Genomic DNA, 15,201 nt, shown 5'->3' on the forward strand with positions numbered 1-15,201 from the left:
TCTCGCGCACCTGGTGGACGACGGGGTTAGCGACCGCTAACATCTGCGGTGAAGTTAACGCCTGCTAACCCCGCGAGGAGTGCGATGGACGCCCCCGTCCTGCGCGGCGCCGCCGATCCGGCGGGCGACGACGGCCAGCGCTACGCCAAGGAGCACGCCGACCTCGTCGGCGACCTCCGCGCGCGGTTGGAGACCGCGGCCCTCGGCGGCCCGGAGAAGTCCCGCAGGCGGCATGTCTCCCGCGGCAAGCTGCTGCCCCGCGATCGGGTGGACGCCCTGCTCGACCCCGGCTCGCCGTTCCTGGAGCTGTCCCCGCTGGCGGCCACCGGCATGTACGGCGACGACGCGCCCGCCGCGGGCATCATCACCGGCGTCGGCCGGGTCTCCGGCCGCGAGTGCGTCGTGGTCGCCAACGACGCCACCGTCAAGGGCGGCACCTACTACCCGATGACGGTCAAGAAGCACCTGCGCGCCCAGGAGGTGGCGCTGCAGAACCACCTGCCCTGCGTCTACCTGGTGGACTCCGGCGGCGCGTTCCTGCCCCGCCAGGACGAGGTGTTCCCCGACCGCGAGCATTTCGGCCGCATCTTCTTCAACCAGGCGACCATGTCCGGCAAGGGCATCCCGCAGATCGCCGCGGTGCTGGGCTCGTGCACCGCGGGCGGGGCCTATGTCCCGGCGATGAGCGACGAGGCCGTGATCGTGCGCGAGCAGGGCACGATCTTCCTGGGCGGCCCGCCGCTGGTGAAGGCCGCCACCGGCGAGGTCGTCACCGCCGAGGAGCTCGGCGGCGGCGACGTGCACTCGCGCGTCTCCGGCGTCACCGACCACCTCGCCGACGACGACGCCCACGCGCTGCGCATCGTGCGCTCGATCGTCTCCACCTTCGGTCCGCGCCAGGCGCGCCCGTGGGACGTCGCCCCGGTCGAGGAGCCCGCCGTCGACCCCGCGACCCTCTACGGCGTCGTGCCCACCGACCCGCGCGTGCCCTACGACGTCCGCGAGGTCATCGCCCGCGTGGTCGACGGCAGCCGCTTCCGCGAGTTCAAGAAGGAGTACGGCACCACCCTGGTCACCGGGTTCGCCCGCATCCACGGCCACCCGGTCGGCATCATCGCCAACAACGGGGTGCTCTTCGGCGAGTCCGCGCTCAAGGGCGCGCACTTCATCGAGCTGTGCGACCAGCGCTCGATCCCGCTGGTGTTCCTGCAGAACATCACCGGCTTCATGGTCGGGCGCGACTACGAGGCAGGCGGCATCGCCAAGCACGGCGCCAAGATGGTCACCGCGGTGGCGTGCGCGCGGGTGCCCAAGTTCACCGTCGTCATCGGCGGCTCCTTCGGCGCGGGCAACTACTCGATGTGCGGGCGGGCGTACTCGCCGCGCTTCCTGTGGATGTGGCCCAACGCGCGGATCTCGGTCATGGGCGGGGAGCAGGCGGCCTCGGTGCTGGCCACCGTGCGCCGCGACCAGCTCGGGGACGAGTGGTCCGCCGAGGACGAAGAGGCGTTCAAGGCCCCCATCCGCGACCAGTACGAGTCCCAGGGCAACCCCTACTACTCCACGGCGCGGCTGTGGGACGACGGCGTGATCGACCCCGCCGACACCCGCCAGGTGCTCGGCCTGGCGCTCTCGGCCGCGGCCAACGCGCCCATCGACCCTGTCGGCTACGGCGTCTTCCGGATGTGACGGCCATGTTCACCAGTGTTCTGATCGCCAACCGCGGCGAGATCGCCGTCCGCGTCATCACCACCCTGCGCCGCATGGGCATCCGCTCGGTGGCCGTCTACAGCGACGCCGACTCCGGCGCCCGGCACGTGCGCGAGGCCGACACCGCCGTGCGCATCGGCCCGGCCGCCGCGCGGGAGAGCTACCTCGACATCGACCGGGTGGTGAAGGCGGCGCTGGAGACCGGTGCGCAGGCCGTGCACCCCGGCTACGGCTTCCTCGCCGAGAACGCCGCGTTCGCCCGCGCCTGCGCCGAGGCCGGGCTGGTGTTCATCGGCCCGCCGCCCTCGGCCATCGACGCGATGGGCGACAAGATCCGCGCCAAGCTCACGGTGATGGCCGCGGGCGTGCCGGTCGTGCCCGGCCGCACCGAGCCCGGCATGAGCGACGACGACCTGGTCGAGGCCGCCGCCGAGATCGGCTTCCCGGTGCTGCTCAAGCCATCGGCGGGCGGCGGCGGCAAGGGCATGCGCCTGGTGCACGCCGCCGAGGAGCTGCGCCCGGCCGTGGAGTCCGCCCGGCGCGAGGCGCGCGGCTCCTTCGGCGACGACACGCTGCTCATCGAGCGCTTCGTCGCCCGGCCCCGGCACATCGAGATCCAGGTGCTGGCCGACGGGCAGGGCGGCGCGGTGCACCTCGGCGAGCGCGAGTGCAGCCTCCAGCGCCGCCACCAGAAGATCATCGAAGAGGCGCCGTCGCCGCTGCTGGACGCCCGGACCCGGGCCCGCATGGGCTCGGCCGCCGTCGACGCCGCCCGCGCGGTGGACTACGCGGGCGCGGGCACGGTGGAGTTCATCGTCTCCGCCGACCGGCCCGACGAGTTCTTCTTCATGGAGATGAACACCCGCCTGCAGGTCGAGCACCCGGTCACCGAACTGGTCACCGGGCTGGACCTGGTCGAGCAGCAGGTCCGCGTCGCCGCGGGTGAGGCGCTGTCCTTCGGGCAGGACGACGTCGCGCTGAGCGGGCACTCCATCGAGGCGCGCGTCTACGCCGAGGACCCGGCCGCGGGCTTCCTGCCCACCGGCGGGCGCGTGCTGGACCTGCGGCTGCCGAGCGCGGAATGGGCGCGGGTGGACTCGGGGCTGGCCGTCGGCACCGTCGTCGGCTCGGACTACGACCCGATGCTCGCCAAGGTCATCGTGCACGGCGCGGACCGCGCGCAAGCGCTTGACCGCCTGGTCGCGGCCCTGGCCGACACCGCGGTGCTCGGCGTGCGGACCAATGTGGAGTTCCTGCGCGCGCTGCTCGGCGACCCCGACGTGCGCGCGGGCAGGCTCGACACGCAGCTGGTCGAGCGCAACCTGGCCGAGCTGACCCGCGCCGCCGACGTCCCCGACGCGGTGTTCGCCGCCGCCGCGCTGGACGAGCTGCTGGGCCTGGCCCCCACCGGGGCGGTCGTGGACCCGTGGGACGTGCCCTCGGGCTGGCGCCTGGGCCGGGCCGCCTCCGTGCCGTTCCGGCTGACCTGCGGCGGGCGCGAGGTGACGGTGACCGTGTGCCCGTCGGCGGGCACGGTGGCCGTCGGCGACGCCGAGCCGGTGCCCGCCTCCGCCGTCCGCGACGGCGCGCAGCTACGGGTCCGCCACGGTGACCGGGAGCTGCGCTTCGCCAGGGCGCTGGACGGCGACACGCTGTGGCTGGCCGCCGACGGCGGCGCCTGGGCCGTCGCCGAGCACTCGCTGCTGGAGGGCGGCGGCGGCGCGGGGGGCGCGGGCGGTCCGATCACCAGCCCGATGCCCGGCACGGTGCTCGTGGTCAAGGCCGCGGTCGGCGACGCCGTCACCGCGGGCCAGCCGCTGCTCGTCGTCGAGGCGATGAAGATGGAGCACACCATCACCGCGACCGCCGACGGCGTGGTCGCCGAGATCCCCGTGCGCGCGGGCCACCAGGTCGCGCTCAACCAGACCCTTGCCGTGGTGACCCCAGCGGAGGACGACCGATGATCGACACCCGACTCAGCGAAGAGCACGAGGCGCTGCGCAAGACGGTGCAGGAGTTCGCCCGCGAGGAGGTCGCCCCGGTCATCGGGGACTTCTACGAGCGCGAGGAGTTCCCCTACGGGATCGTCGCGAAGATGGGCGCGATGGGCCTGTTCGGCCTGCCCATCGCCGAGGAGCACGGCGGCATGGGCGGGGACTACTTCGCGCTGTGCCTGGCGCTGGAGGAGCTGGCCAGGGTCGACTCGTCGGTGGCGATCACGCTGGAGGCCGGCGTCTCTCTCGGCGCGATGCCGCTCTACCGCTTCGGCACCGAGGAGCAGAAGGACCGGTGGCTGCCCGCGCTCGCCGCGGGCGAGAAGCTGGCCGCGTTCGGCCTGACCGAGCCCGGCGGCGGCTCGGACGCGGGCGCCACCCGCACCACCGCGCGCCGCGACGGCGACGAGTGGGTCATCAACGGCTCCAAGGCGTTCATCACCAACTCCGGCACCGACATCACCTCCCACGTCGTGGTCACCGCGGTGACCGGGACGCGCGAGGACGGGCGCAAGGAGATCACCGCGATCCTGGTGCCGTCGGGGACGCCCGGGTTCTCGGTGTCCAAGAAGTACAGCAAGGTCGGCTGGAACGCCTCGGACACCAGGGAGCTGAGCTTCAGCGACGTGCGGGTGCCGGTGGCGAACGTGGTCGGCGAGATCGGCAGGGGGTACGCCCAGTTCCTGTCCACTTTGGACGAGGGTCGGGTGGCGATCGCCGCGCTGTCGGTGGGGCTGGCGCAGGGGTGCGTGGACGAGAGCGTCCGCTACGCCGGGGAGCGCGAGGCCTTCGGCCGCCACATCGGGCACTACCAGGCGATCCAGTTCAAGATCGCCGAGATGGAGGCCAGGGCGCACACCGCCCGGCTGGCCTACTACGCCGCCGCGGCGAAGATGCTGCGGGGCGAGAAGTTCAAGAAGGAGGCGGCCATCGCCAAGCTGGTGGCCTCCAACGCCGCGATGGACAACTCCCGCGACGCCACCCAGATCTTCGGCGGGTACGGGTTCATGAACGAGTTCCCGGTCGGGCGCTTCTACCGCGACGCCAAGATCCTGGAAATCGGGGAGGGCACCTCCGAGGTGCAGAAGATGCTCATCGCGCGGGAACTGGGCCTGCCCGCCTGAGACGACCCCGTGGGGCGGTGTCGACCACCGCCCCACGGGTGCTTTCAGCGCAGATCGTCGGCCGCGGCCCTGATGTCGGCGGCGTAGTGGCTGAGCTGGGTGTAGACGCCGTACTTGCCCGGTCGGGCGCAGCCTTCGCCCCAGCTGACGATGCCGACCTGCACCCACGACCCGCTGTCGGTGCGCCGGACCATCGGGCCGCCGGAGTCGCCCTGGCAGGTGTCGATGCCGCCCTCGGGGTAGCCCGCGCACAGCATCTCGGCCTTGACCAGGCGCGGGTAGCTGCCCGAGCGGCTGCACACCGAGTCGCTGACGAACGGCACGCGCGCCTTGCGCAGGTGGCGCTCCTGCTTGAGGCTGCCGTCGCGCACCGAGCCCCAGCCCATGATGTCGAAGGTGCCGCTGTCGTAGGCCGTCGTGGTGGCGATGGGGAGCAGGGTCGCCCCGCGGATCGGCTGGTTGAGCTTGACCAGCGCCCAGTCGTCGCCCGCGGTGACGTTGGTGTAGTCGGGCGCGGAGTGGACGTAGGTGGACGTGCGCTTCACCGCGGTGCTGTCCTGCAGGTCGGCCACGCCGTAGGTGACGCCGATGCTGGTGTCCGGGCCGGTTCCGTCGAGGCAGTGCGCCGCGGTGAGGACCAGCTGCTCGGTGTACATGGCGCCGCCGCAGCCCATGGAGAGGCGGACCAGCCAGGGGAACTCGCCCTTGGCGGCGCGCTCGCCGCCCACGATCTGGATGCCGACCTCGCCGGGCGGCTGGTCGAGCGACTGGGCCGCCGACTGGGGGACGGTGGCGGCCACCGCCGCGCCGATCCCGATGGCGACCAGCGCCGCCTTGATGTGCCCTCGCACTGTTGTCTCCTTCTCGCCCGCGCGGCCTGGCCGAAGCCGACAGGGTGACCGGGCGGGGCGGTAGGTGCTTCCGGTGCCCGCCACGGGACGTGACGAGGCATGCGGATCGTGGCAGCGCGGAGTGAGGCGGCGGAACCGTTCAGTCATCGGGGCTTCTTGCCAGGAGGATTTCCTGGGAAGAAACCCCGACGGACGAAGGGTTGTGGATTAGGCCAAGTGGCCGACAGCGCCGTAGGCGACGCTGGACGTCGGGTCGGTCTCGTCGGCGGTCTCCGGGCGCCACTGGTTGGTCCACACCACGCCCGGCGGCAGCAGCGACATGCCCTCGAACAGGGCGCTCACCTCGGCCTTGGTCCTGGCGTAGCTGGGCATCCCGCTGCCGGAGTACAGGCGCCGCGCCTCGTCCACGCCGGTGTTCTCGGCGTCGCGGGTCGCGTGGGTCATCGCCAGCACGCTGCCGGGGGCCATGACCGACCGGTACGGGGCCAGCGCGGCGGCGGCGTCGTCGAGGAAGTGCAGGATGGCCACGGCCAGCACCGCGACCGGGCGGTCGAAGTCGAGCAGCTCGCGCGCGCCCGCCAGCACCGCCTCGCCGTCGCGGACGTCGGCGGCGACGATCCTGGCGTCGGGGACCTCGGCCAGCACGTCGCGGCTGTGCGCGACGGCGATCGGGTCGTGGTCGACGTAGACGACCTTCGCGCCCGGGGCGGCCTCGTGGGTGTTGCCGACGGTCGGGATGCCGGAGCCGAGGTCGAGGAACTGGGTGACGCCCAGATCGAGCGCGGCGCGCACGGCCCGTCGCAGGAACGCCCTGTTGATCTTGGCGGCGGTCGGCGCGCCGGGCATCGCCGCGATCAGCCGCTCGGCGAAGGCGCGGTCGGCGGCGAAGTTGCACGCCCCGCCGAGCAGGTAGTCGTAGACGCGCGCCGGGTGCGGCTGATCGGTGTCGGGTGTCCGCATAAGTCGGATTCTGCCCGTTCTGGCATCCGTCGTCGTGCGCTACCCTGCGAACACGCACCTTGGGGGGTTCGCGATGCTGCACGTCGGCGGCCTGCTGGGCCTGTTCACACTCGGTCTGTGGCTGTTCTGCGTGGTCGACGTGATCACCACGGCCGACGGCGACGCCCGGCACCTGCCCAAGCTCGGGTGGCTGCTGGTCGTGCTGTTCTTCCCGCTGGTCGGCTCGGTGGCCTGGCTGGTGGCGGGCCGTCCCGCGCGGGTGGCCGCCGAGCGCCGCACCTCGGCCTACCCCGAGTACGACCGGCCCGGCCGCTTTCCCGCCGCCGACCCGGCCTCCGACGCGGAGTTCCTGCGCCGCTGCCGCGAGCGCGCCGAGCACCAGCGCCGCAAGGCGAACGAGACCGGGGGCGAGGCGCCCCCGGTCTAGCCCGTTTGTCACATGTGGACGACCTGCTGGGGCGACTTCAGCTCCTCGGGCACACCCGGGCGCAGCACCAAACCCGAGAGCACCGCGCCCAGGACGAACGCGCCCGCCGCCCAGGCGAACGCGGCGCTGTAGCCGGAGATCGCCGCCGAGACCGGGTTCGCGCCGTCGGTCAGCGCGGCGGTGACCGCGTTGGCCGCGACGGTGCTGAACAGCGCGGTGCCGATCGAGCCGCCGACCTGCTGGATGGCGTTGATCGCCGCCGACGCCGCGCCGGAGTCCTGCGCGGCGACACCGGCGATGCCGACGTTCATCGCCGAGGCCATCGTCAGGCCGATGCCGAGGCCGGAGAGGATCAGGCCGGGCAGCACGCCGGAGGCGTAGGTGCTGGTCTCGTCCAGCAGCGCCAGCAGGGCGGTGCCAGCGCCCGCGGCCACCATGCCCAGCGGCACCATCACCCGGGGGCCGACCCTGGGCAGCAGCACGGTGGTCGCGGTGGTCGCCGAGACCATCAGCGCGCCGATCATCGGCAGGAACGCGACCCCGCTCTGCACCGGGCCGAAGCGCAGGTTCTGCTGCATGTAGAAGGTCAGGAACAGGAAGATCACGAACATCGCCGCGGACAGCAGGAACATGGCCACGAACGAGCCGCCCCGGTTGCGGTGGGCCAGGATGCGCAGCGGCAGCAGCGGATTCGCGGCGCGGCGCTGGGAGTAGACGAACACCACGAGCAGGACGACGCCCGCGGCCAGGAACGAGATGGTGCTGGCCGAGCCCCAGCCGTCCTGCTCGGCGTTGGCCAGGCCGTAGACGAGGGCGAACATGCCCGCGGTCGCGGTGGCCACCCCGACGAGGTCCAGCTTCGGGCGCTCGGCGGACGGGCTGTGCTTGAGCAGGCCGATCCCGCCGAGGAACGCCACCCCCGCGAACACCAGGTTGACGTACATGCACCAGCGCCAGTCGAGGTACTCGGTCAGCACCCCGCCCAGCAGCAGCCCGATCGCCCCGCCCGCGCCGGAGATCGCGCCGAAGATGCCGAACGCCTTGCCGCGCTCGACCGGGTCGGTGAAGGTCGTGGTGAGCAGCGACAGCGCCGCGGGCGCCAGCAGCGCCGCGAACACGCCCTGCCCGACCCTGGCCCCCACCAGGACCTCGAAGCTGCCCGCCGCCCCGCCGACCGCGGAGGCGACGGCGAAGCCGACCACGCCGACCAGGAAGGCGATCCGCCGTCCGAAGAGGTCGGCGATGCGCCCGCCGATCAGCAACAGGCTGCCGAAGCTGAGCGCGTAGCCGGTCACCAGCCACTGCCGCTGCGAGTCGTCGAAGAGCAGATCGGCCTGCGCGCTGGGAAGCGCGATGTTCACGACCGTCGCGTCGAGGATGACCATCACCTGCGCGAGGGCGATGACGGCGAGGATCAGCCAGCGCTTCGCCGACTGGTCACCGGTATTGGGCGGTGGTGCGCCCACCGCTTCGGACAGAGTCATACGGCACCCCCGTGAAGGATCTTTCCCTGTGGATTCGCCGCCAACCTACTCCCGAAGTGGAGAGGATGTCTCCGCTTTTCTGCTAAGCTGAGAGCGTGACCTCGGACACCCCGCTGCGCGCCGACGCGGCCCGCAACCGCGCGCGCATCGTCGCCGCGGCCAGGTCGGTGTTCGCGGAATCGGGAATCGACGTGACGCTGGACGAGGTCGCGCGCGCGGCAGGTGTCGGCGTCGGCACGGTCTACCGCCGCTTCTCGGGCAAGGACGAACTCCTGGAAGCGGTGTTCGACACCGTCATCGCGGAGCTGAACTCCCTGATGGACGCCGCCGCGGCCGAAGAGGACGCCTGGACCGGCCTGGTCGGCCTGCTGCACGCGGTCGCCGAACGCCAGTCGGCGGACCAGGGTCTGGTCCAGGTGTGCACGCGCGCCGAACTCGGCCTGGCAGAGCGCGTCGGCGCGCACTTCGTGCCCGCTGTGGACAGTCTGGTGGCGCGCGCCCAGGCCCAGGGAACCGTGCGCCCGGACGTCACCGGCCCGGACCTCGGTCCGATCCTGCTGATGGTGGCGGCCACCTTCGACATCGCCCCGCCGAACCTGTGGCGCCGCTACCTCACCCTCGCCCTCGACGGCCTGCGCGCCGGCTCCACCACCCCGCTGCCGGGCCCAGTGCCGTCCCACGAGGACATCGACGCCGCGATGCGCAAGCGGCTCTCCTAGCCTCGGTCGAGGTGCCTGCGATGTAGTCGGTGACGCCCGCGTACGCGCGCCGCGCTTGGGCGCTCGGCCCGCCTGCAGCGCCGCCGAACCCCTCGTGCGCCCTGAGCGCGCCCGTGTGGGCCCTGATGTGCTCGGCCGCTGCCGGGAAGTGCACGTCGACGGCCTTCTGGGCCTCGGCGAGGTCTACCTCGAATCCGGTCATCCGTCCCCCTTTGTCGGGGAACAACGTAGCGGGAACGGACGCTGAGCGTGTTCGGTTCGCAACGGGTGGTGACGATTGGTCTGGTGCCCGCCGTCACCATCCGGCGACTACTTCAGTTCCGTCGAGGACTTCCCGAGCAGCCTCCGAGCGACGATCAGCTGCTGGATCTGCTGCGTGCCCTCGAAGATGTCCAGGATCTTGGAGTCCCTGGCCCACTTCTCCAGCAGTGTCCCCTCCCCGTAGCCCACCGATCCCGCCAGCTCCACGCACCGCAGCGTGATGTCGCTGCCCGCGCGCCCGGCCTTGGCCTTGGCCATCGACGCCTGCAGGGAGTTGGGCTTGCGGTTGTCGGCCATCCAGGCGGCTTCCAGGGCCAGGAGGTAGGCGGCTTCCCAGTCGGCCTCCAGTTGGAGGAAGGTCGCGGCGGCGGCGGATTGGGTGAAGGCGGGACGGTCGTAGTCGACGGGGATGCCCGCTTCCGCCAGGAGGCGGCGGGTTTCCTCAAGGGAGGCGCGGGCGACGCCGATGGCCATGGCGGCGACGAGGGGGCGGGTGTTGTCGAAGGTCTGCATGACGCCCGCGAAGCCCTGTTCGGTGTTGATGTCGGGGCTGCCGAGCAGGTTGTCCTTGTGCACCCGGACGTTGTCCAGGCGGAAGTGCGCGGTGTCGGAGGCGCGGATGCCGAGCTTGTGCTCCAGGCGCACCAGCTCGAAGCCGGGGGTGTCGCGGTCCACGACGAAGCTCTTGATGGCCGCCTTGCCCAGCGAGCGGTCCAGAGTGGCCCAGACGACGACGCAGTCGGCGCGTTCGCCCGAGGTCACGAAGATCTTCTCGCCGTTGAGGATGTAGTGCTCGCCGTCGAGGACCGCCGTCGTCCTGATGGCGCCGGAGTCCGAACCGGTGTCGGGCTCGGTGATGGCCATGGCGGCCCACTTGCCCTTGTAGCGCTCGATCTGCTCGTCGTTGGCCACCGAGGCGATGGCCGCGTTGCCCAGGCCCTGGCGGGGCATGGTCAGCAGCAGGCCGACATCGCCCCAGCACATCTCGATGGTGCCCAGCAGCAGCTGCAGGTTGCTGCCGTTGCGGTTGCCTTCGTCCTTCTTGGACGAACCGCCGCGCCGGACGCCGCCCGCGCCCGCGCCGCCGCCCGCGGCCGAGAGGCCGTCGAGCAGGGCGGCGAGCATGTCCAGTTCCTTCGGGTAGGTGTGCTCGGCCTGGTCGTACTTGCGCGAGTGGGGGCGGAAGAACTCCGCGGCCGCCTGGTGCGCCTGGTCGACCAGCTGCTCGAACTTGCGCGGGACCTCAAGGTTGATCATCGCTGTCTCCTTCGCGCCCTCAGACGAGGACGATCCCCTCGGCGAGGCCGACCGCGCGCAGGTCGCGGTACCAGCGCTCGACCGGGTGCTCCTTGACGAAACCGTGCCCGCCCAGCAGTTGCACGCCGTCGTTGCCGATCTGCATGCCCTTCTCCGCGCACAGCCGCCGCGCCAGGCCCGCCTCGCGCGCGTACGGCTTGCCCTGCTCGGCGCGGGCGGCCGCGCGGTAGGTGAGCAGGCGCATGCCCTCCAGCTCGATGCCGATGTTGGCGACCATGAACGCCACGCTCTGGCGGTGGCTGACCGGCTCGCCGAAGGCGACGCGGTCGTTGACGTAGGGGATCACGTAGTCGAGCACGGCCTGTGCGGTGCCCACCGCCAGCGCGCACCAGGCGATCCGGGACAGCCGGACGCACTCGGTGTACACATCGGACTTCCCGCCGCCCAGCAGCGCCGACTCCGGCACGGTCACCTTGTCCAAGTGCAGCCTGCCCATCGACGCGGCGCGCAGGCCCATCGCGGGCTCGGACTCCACGGTCAGGCCCTCGCTGTCGGACTCCACCACGAACAGCGCCGGTCCGCGCCCGTCCAGGTCGGCGGCGACGACGAACAGCTCGGCGCACGCCGCCCGCGGCACCAGGGACTTGACGCCCTCCAGCACGAAGCCGCCCGCCGTCCGGTAGGCCTTGGTCTTCAGCGCGAACGGGTCGAACAGCGGTCGCGCCTCCTGCACCGCCAGGGCGGCGGCCGGGACGTCGTCGCCGACGAAGGCGGGCAGGTACGTCGCCTGCTGGGTCTCATCGCCCCACAGCACCAGTGCCGTGCTGACCGCGGACGGGGCCAGCAGCCCCACGGCCAAGCCCATGTCGCCGTGCGCCATCGCCTCGGCGACCAGCACGCCGGTCACCGCCGAGCGCTCGGTGCCCAGGCCGCCGAGGGACTCGGGCACGCCGACCAGCGTCACGCCCATCTCCGCGACCGTGGAGAGCAGGCCCGGCGGGGTCGCGCACTCGGCGTCGGCCTCGGCGGCGGCCGGGCGCAGGCGTTCGGCGGCGAACTCGCGGACCGTCTCGACGATCATCTTCTGCTCGTCGTCGGGGGTGATGTCGAACAGGCCGCGCTCGCCCGCGGCGGGCAGCCGCGCGGGCGCGGCGAGCTTGGCCGCCGCGGCGAACTGGCGGGTGGCCGCGCCGACCGCGGTGAACCCGGTCCGGGTGGCCGTGTAGACGCCCTTCTGCACGGGCTTGCGCAGCCCGAACCGGTCGAGCACCGGGGCGCTCGCCAGCTTGTTCAGCACCGCCAGCGCGGCGCCCATCGCGTCCCGCTTCGGCTTGGGGTTGGTGCCCGCCATGGGTGCTCCCACCTCGATCGCTTCCGACTCACAGTAACCTACTCCAGAGTAGCAAGTGGGCTCAAGCGGTCGAGCCGGGCGGGACCAGGTTCACCAGTGGGACGCCCGCGATGTAGCGGTCCAGGTTGTCGGCGAAGAGGCGGACCAGCTCGTCGCGCCAGCCCTTGATGTCGCCCGCCATGTGCGGGGAGACGACCACGTCCGGCAGGTCCCACAGCGGCGAGGCGGCGGGCAGCGGCTCGTCGGCGAAGACGTTGAGGGCCGCGCCCGCCAGCGCGCCCGCGTCCAGGGCGTTGACGAGGTCGGGAAGCACGATCAGGCCGCCGCGGCTGATGTTGACCAGGCGGGCGGTCGGCCGCATCGCGCGCAGGGCGTGCTCATCGATCATGCCCTGGGTCTGGGCGGTGAGCGGGGTGGCCAGGATCACGTAGTCGGCGCGGGAGAGAGCGACGCGCAGATCGGACATCGGGGAGATGTCGCCCAGGTCGGGGTCGTGTCTGCGGGCGGAGCGGCCGACCGCGGAGACCGAGACGCCCACCGCGCGCAGCTTGCGCCCGATCGCCCGACCGATCGGCCCGACGCCGATGACGAGGGCGTGCGAGCCCGCCAGGCGCTCGGTCTCGCGGTGGTGCCAGACGCGGCGCTGCTGCAGCCGCATGGTCGCGGGCAGGTCCTTGGCGAAGGCGAGGACCAGGCTGAGCACGTACTCGGCCATCGGCTCGTCGAAGACCCCGCGCGCGCTGCTGACCGCCACGCCCGCCTCGTGCAGGCGCGGCAGCGGCAGGTGGCGGGCGGTGGCCCCGGCGGCGTGCGCCCAGCGCAGGGCGTCGGCCGACGGCAGCGCCTCGGCCAGGCCCGCGGCGCGGCTGTCCCAGACGAAGAGCACGTCGGCGCCGGGCAGGGCGCCGGTGAGGAGGGGGCCGGTGCTGTAGCGGACGGTGGCGCGCTGTTCGACGTCGGACATCCGGGGCGGGCGGTCGGTGCCGTGCAGGACGACGACGACGGGTCGCCTGCTGTTGTCCATCTTCGGGAGTACCCCTGTTCGGGTGTGGCGAAGCCGGGCGCGGTCAGTGCGCCACGCTAAGAACGGCGGTGCGGGACTGTCAACGCGGCCTGCCGAGCGGGCGGGTGGGGGCGTGCGCCCGGCCGAACGGCCGAGCGCGCGCGCTGTGGGGACGGAGAATTCCCGTCTCCGTAGAGTACTGTTAGGCCATTAGGGGTGACGGTCACCCGGTTGGGCTATTGCTCACCGCTCCGTAGCCTTCGGGCAACGGGCATGCTTGTTCGATCTTGCCCGAAGCTGTCTACTGTGGATACTCACTGATGGTTGTCATCAGCGGTTTCTTTGCCGGTTCGTCCCGTTCACCCGGAGCGGGCGGCCCTGCTGGGTGTGCGCGGAGTGTGTTCCTTAGGGTCCTTGGACCCTGCCCGGGGGACGTTGAATACGAAACGATCCGTGTCATGCGGCCCAGTTTCCTCTGGTGTTGGCCCGGTCGGCGAGCTAGCATCACTCTCCGTCAAGGCCATCGTCGCATCCGACGGTTGACGGGGTGGATGCCGCGGTGAGCCGATCAGCACTGGATCTCTCGGCGCGCGCTGGCGCGCCCACCTTCAGGGGGCTCATGTGAGCGCATCTCCCGGCCGGGCCGCGGCGCCGGCGCGGACCGACGCCGTGTTCGCCCGCCTGAAGACAGCCGCATTCCACGAGCTGGTCGAGGCATCGATGGCAGGTGACAACGTGGCGAGGGGAACCCTTTTCGCTTGGATCCACCCGGCGATCGTGCGCTACTGCCGGGCCAGGATCGGGCGCACCGGCTCGGCGTACTCCTCGGCCGACGACGTCGCCCAGGAGATCATGCTCGCCGTCCTGGGCGCGCTGCCCCGCTACTCCGACGACCGCGAGTCCTTCCTCCCGTTCGTCTACGGCATCGCCGCCCACAAGGTGGCCGACTTCTACCGCCGCTCCGGCCGCGACCGCTCCGACCCGGTCGCCGAGATCCCCGACGTCGCCGACAACGGCCTCGGCCCCGAGCAGCTCACCCTGCGCGGCGAGATGCGCTCGCGGCTGACCGCCCTGCTGGACGGCCTGGCCCCGCGCCAGCGCGAGATCCTGGTCCTGCGCCTGGTCGTCGGCCTCTCCGCCCAGGAGACCGCCGTCGCCATCGGCCTGACCGCCACCGCCGTCCGCGTCGCCCAGCACCGCGCCCTGACCCGCCTGCGCGGCTCCCTCACCGCCACCGACTGGCTCTGACCCGCCTGCGCGGCTTCCTCGCCACCGCCGACTGGCCCTGCCCCTTCCTTCCACGGACGCTTCCCCACGGGCGGTTCACGGCCATCCCCAGGTCGTGAACCGCCCGTGGCGGCTCTCAGCCGCGCGCCGATAACCTGGCGGCGGGGGGCCGGACGTCTGCTCAGGCGAGGCTGGCGCGCACGTAGAGCTGGACCTCGATGCGTCCGGGCTCGGCGACGGCCTCCACGGTGTGCAGGCGGTCGACGGTGAAGCCCGCGGCTTCGACCACGGTGCGCAGCGCGTCCGGCGGGTAGGCCGAGACCGTGGTGGGGGCGCCGAGGAAGTTCACCGGGAAGGCGTCGAAGTCGCCCTGGACCATGCTGATCAGCAGATGGCCGGGGGCACGCAGCTGGCCGCGCAGGGCCGCGAGGGTGGCCTCGATGTCGGCCTTGGGGAGCATGAGCAGGGCGAAGAAGGCGACGGCGGCGTCGAAGGTGCCGTGGGCGGCCACATCGCGGAGATCGCCCTGGCGGTAGTCGGCTCCGGGGGCGTGCTCCTCGGCCAGGTCGAGCATGACCCGGGACTCGTCCACGGCGACGACGTCCATGCCCGCGTCCACCAGCTGCTTGACGGTGGGCTGGCCGCTGCCGCAGCCGAGGTCGAGGACGCGCGCGCCGGGGGAGAGCTGCGTGAGCAGCCAGTCCACCTCGGCGATCTGGGTGTCCCGCTCGACGAAGGACTCGTCGTAGCGGCGGCCGATGAGGTCGAAGGCGGGAACCCTGTTCTCGGTCACGCGGGACAGCATGCCGCGCTGGGGGTGAGGTGGTCCAGAG

13 protein-coding genes are annotated in these 15,201 nt (G+C 72.2%); 6 read left to right on the forward strand and 7 right to left on the reverse strand.

The window, feature by feature from the left end:
• The first annotated feature begins 84 nt into the window (after positions 1-84).
• The 3 genes from ACFPM7_RS24165 to ACFPM7_RS24175 are packed head-to-tail and all read left to right on the forward strand — an operon-like array spanning position 85 to position 4,828.
• Positions 85-1,689, forward strand: coding sequence for a carboxyl transferase domain-containing protein (locus ACFPM7_RS24165; protein WP_378250044.1), 1,605 nt, complete (start codon positions 85-87; stop codon positions 1,687-1,689).
• Between the two features lie 5 nt (positions 1,690-1,694).
• Positions 1,695-3,674 carry an acetyl/propionyl/methylcrotonyl-CoA carboxylase subunit alpha gene (locus ACFPM7_RS24170; protein WP_378250045.1) on the forward strand — a complete coding sequence of 660 codons (1,980 nt, stop codon included), beginning with the start codon at positions 1,695-1,697 and terminating at the stop codon, positions 3,672-3,674.
• Entirely contained in the window at positions 3,671-4,828 is a 1,158-nt protein-coding gene (locus ACFPM7_RS24175; RefSeq protein ID WP_378250046.1) for an acyl-CoA dehydrogenase family protein, read from the forward strand. Before ACFPM7_RS24170 ends, ACFPM7_RS24175 begins: the two co-directional genes overlap by 4 nt.
• A 44-nt stretch (positions 4,829-4,872) precedes the next feature.
• Here the strand turns inward: ACFPM7_RS24175 and ACFPM7_RS24180 are convergent, their stop codons facing one another.
• Both ACFPM7_RS24180 and ACFPM7_RS24185 read right to left on the reverse strand, forming a co-directional pair.
• Complete coding sequence (locus tag ACFPM7_RS24180) at positions 4,873-5,679, reverse strand: S1 family peptidase (RefSeq protein ID WP_378250047.1); 807 nt, start codon at positions 5,677-5,679, stop codon at positions 4,873-4,875.
• A gap of 207 nt (positions 5,680-5,886) precedes the next feature.
• Positions 5,887-6,639, reverse strand: coding sequence for an SAM-dependent methyltransferase (locus ACFPM7_RS24185; protein ID WP_378250048.1), 753 nt, complete (start codon positions 6,637-6,639; stop codon positions 5,887-5,889).
• A gap of 73 nt (positions 6,640-6,712) precedes the next feature.
• Here ACFPM7_RS24185 and ACFPM7_RS24190 point away from each other — a divergent pair, with 73 nt between their 5' ends.
• Positions 6,713-7,066, forward strand: a complete 354-nt coding sequence (locus ACFPM7_RS24190) for a PLD nuclease N-terminal domain-containing protein (RefSeq protein WP_378250049.1) — start codon at positions 6,713-6,715, stop codon at positions 7,064-7,066.
• 8 nt (positions 7,067-7,074) lie between these two features.
• On the opposite strand, the gene ACFPM7_RS24195 is transcribed toward ACFPM7_RS24190, so the two are convergent.
• A complete protein-coding gene (locus tag ACFPM7_RS24195) occupies positions 7,075-8,550 on the reverse strand; it encodes a DHA2 family efflux MFS transporter permease subunit (RefSeq protein ID WP_378250050.1) in 1,476 nt (491 codons plus the stop codon).
• A gap of 95 nt (positions 8,551-8,645) precedes the next feature.
• On the opposite strand from ACFPM7_RS24195, the gene ACFPM7_RS24200 reads away from it, so the two are divergent.
• On the forward strand, positions 8,646-9,269 hold the full coding sequence (locus ACFPM7_RS24200) for a TetR/AcrR family transcriptional regulator (protein ID WP_378250051.1): 624 nt from the start codon (positions 8,646-8,648) through the stop codon (positions 9,267-9,269).
• Positions 9,270-9,578: 309 nt separating this feature from the next.
• On the opposite strand, the gene ACFPM7_RS24205 is transcribed toward ACFPM7_RS24200, so the two are convergent.
• The 3 genes from ACFPM7_RS24205 to ACFPM7_RS24215 form a co-directional block, all read right to left on the reverse strand.
• Entirely contained in the window at positions 9,579-10,787 is a 1,209-nt protein-coding gene (locus ACFPM7_RS24205) for an acyl-CoA dehydrogenase family protein (RefSeq protein WP_378250052.1), read from the reverse strand.
• Positions 10,788-10,806: 19 nt separating this feature from the next.
• Entirely contained in the window at positions 10,807-12,102 is a 1,296-nt protein-coding gene (locus ACFPM7_RS24210) for an acyl-CoA dehydrogenase family protein (protein ID WP_378250216.1), read from the reverse strand.
• A 97-nt stretch (positions 12,103-12,199) separates the two neighbouring features.
• Positions 12,200-13,162, reverse strand: a complete 963-nt coding sequence (locus ACFPM7_RS24215) for a D-2-hydroxyacid dehydrogenase (protein ID WP_378250053.1) — start codon at positions 13,160-13,162, stop codon at positions 12,200-12,202.
• Between the two features lie 660 nt (positions 13,163-13,822).
• Between ACFPM7_RS24215 and shbA the strand changes: the two genes are divergently transcribed.
• Positions 13,823-14,389 carry an RNA polymerase sigma factor ShbA gene (gene shbA / locus ACFPM7_RS24220; RefSeq protein WP_378250217.1) on the forward strand — a complete coding sequence of 189 codons (567 nt, stop codon included), beginning with the start codon at positions 13,823-13,825 and terminating at the stop codon, positions 14,387-14,389.
• Positions 14,390-14,549: 160 nt separating this feature from the next.
• Here shbA and ACFPM7_RS24225 read toward each other — a convergent pair whose 3' ends face one another.
• Entirely contained in the window at positions 14,550-15,161 is a 612-nt protein-coding gene (locus ACFPM7_RS24225) for a class I SAM-dependent methyltransferase (RefSeq protein WP_378250054.1), read from the reverse strand.
• Positions 15,162-15,201 lie beyond the last annotated feature (40 nt).

This window comes from Actinokineospora guangxiensis (genome assembly GCF_042657845.1).
GTDB lineage: Bacteria > Actinomycetota > Actinomycetes > Mycobacteriales > Pseudonocardiaceae > Actinokineospora > Actinokineospora guangxiensis.

Excerpts from the sequence above, each read along its gene's own strand:
- ACFPM7_RS24165 (WP_378250044.1), top strand. The coding sequence starts at position 85 with ATGGACGCCCCCGTCCTGCGCGGCGCCGCCGATCCGGCGGGCGACGAC.
- ACFPM7_RS24170 (WP_378250045.1), top strand. The coding sequence starts at position 1,695 with ATGTTCACCAGTGTTCTGATCGCCAACCGCGGCGAGATCGCCGTCCGC.
- ACFPM7_RS24175 (WP_378250046.1), top strand. The coding sequence starts at position 3,671 with ATGATCGACACCCGACTCAGCGAAGAGCACGAGGCGCTGCGCAAGACG.
- ACFPM7_RS24185 (WP_378250048.1), bottom strand. The coding sequence starts at position 6,639 with ATGCGGACACCCGACACCGATCAGCCGCACCCGGCGCGCGTCTACGAC.
- ACFPM7_RS24190 (WP_378250049.1), top strand. The coding sequence starts at position 6,713 with ATGCTGCACGTCGGCGGCCTGCTGGGCCTGTTCACACTCGGTCTGTGG.
- ACFPM7_RS24195 (WP_378250050.1), bottom strand. The coding sequence starts at position 8,550 with ATGACTCTGTCCGAAGCGGTGGGCGCACCACCGCCCAATACCGGTGAC.
- ACFPM7_RS24205 (WP_378250052.1), bottom strand. The coding sequence starts at position 10,787 with ATGATCAACCTTGAGGTCCCGCGCAAGTTCGAGCAGCTGGTCGACCAG.
- ACFPM7_RS24210 (WP_378250216.1), bottom strand. The coding sequence starts at position 12,102 with ATGGGCGCCGCGCTGGCGGTGCTGAACAAGCTGGCGAGCGCCCCGGTG.
- ACFPM7_RS24215 (WP_378250053.1), bottom strand. The coding sequence starts at position 13,162 with ATGGACAACAGCAGGCGACCCGTCGTCGTCGTCCTGCACGGCACCGAC.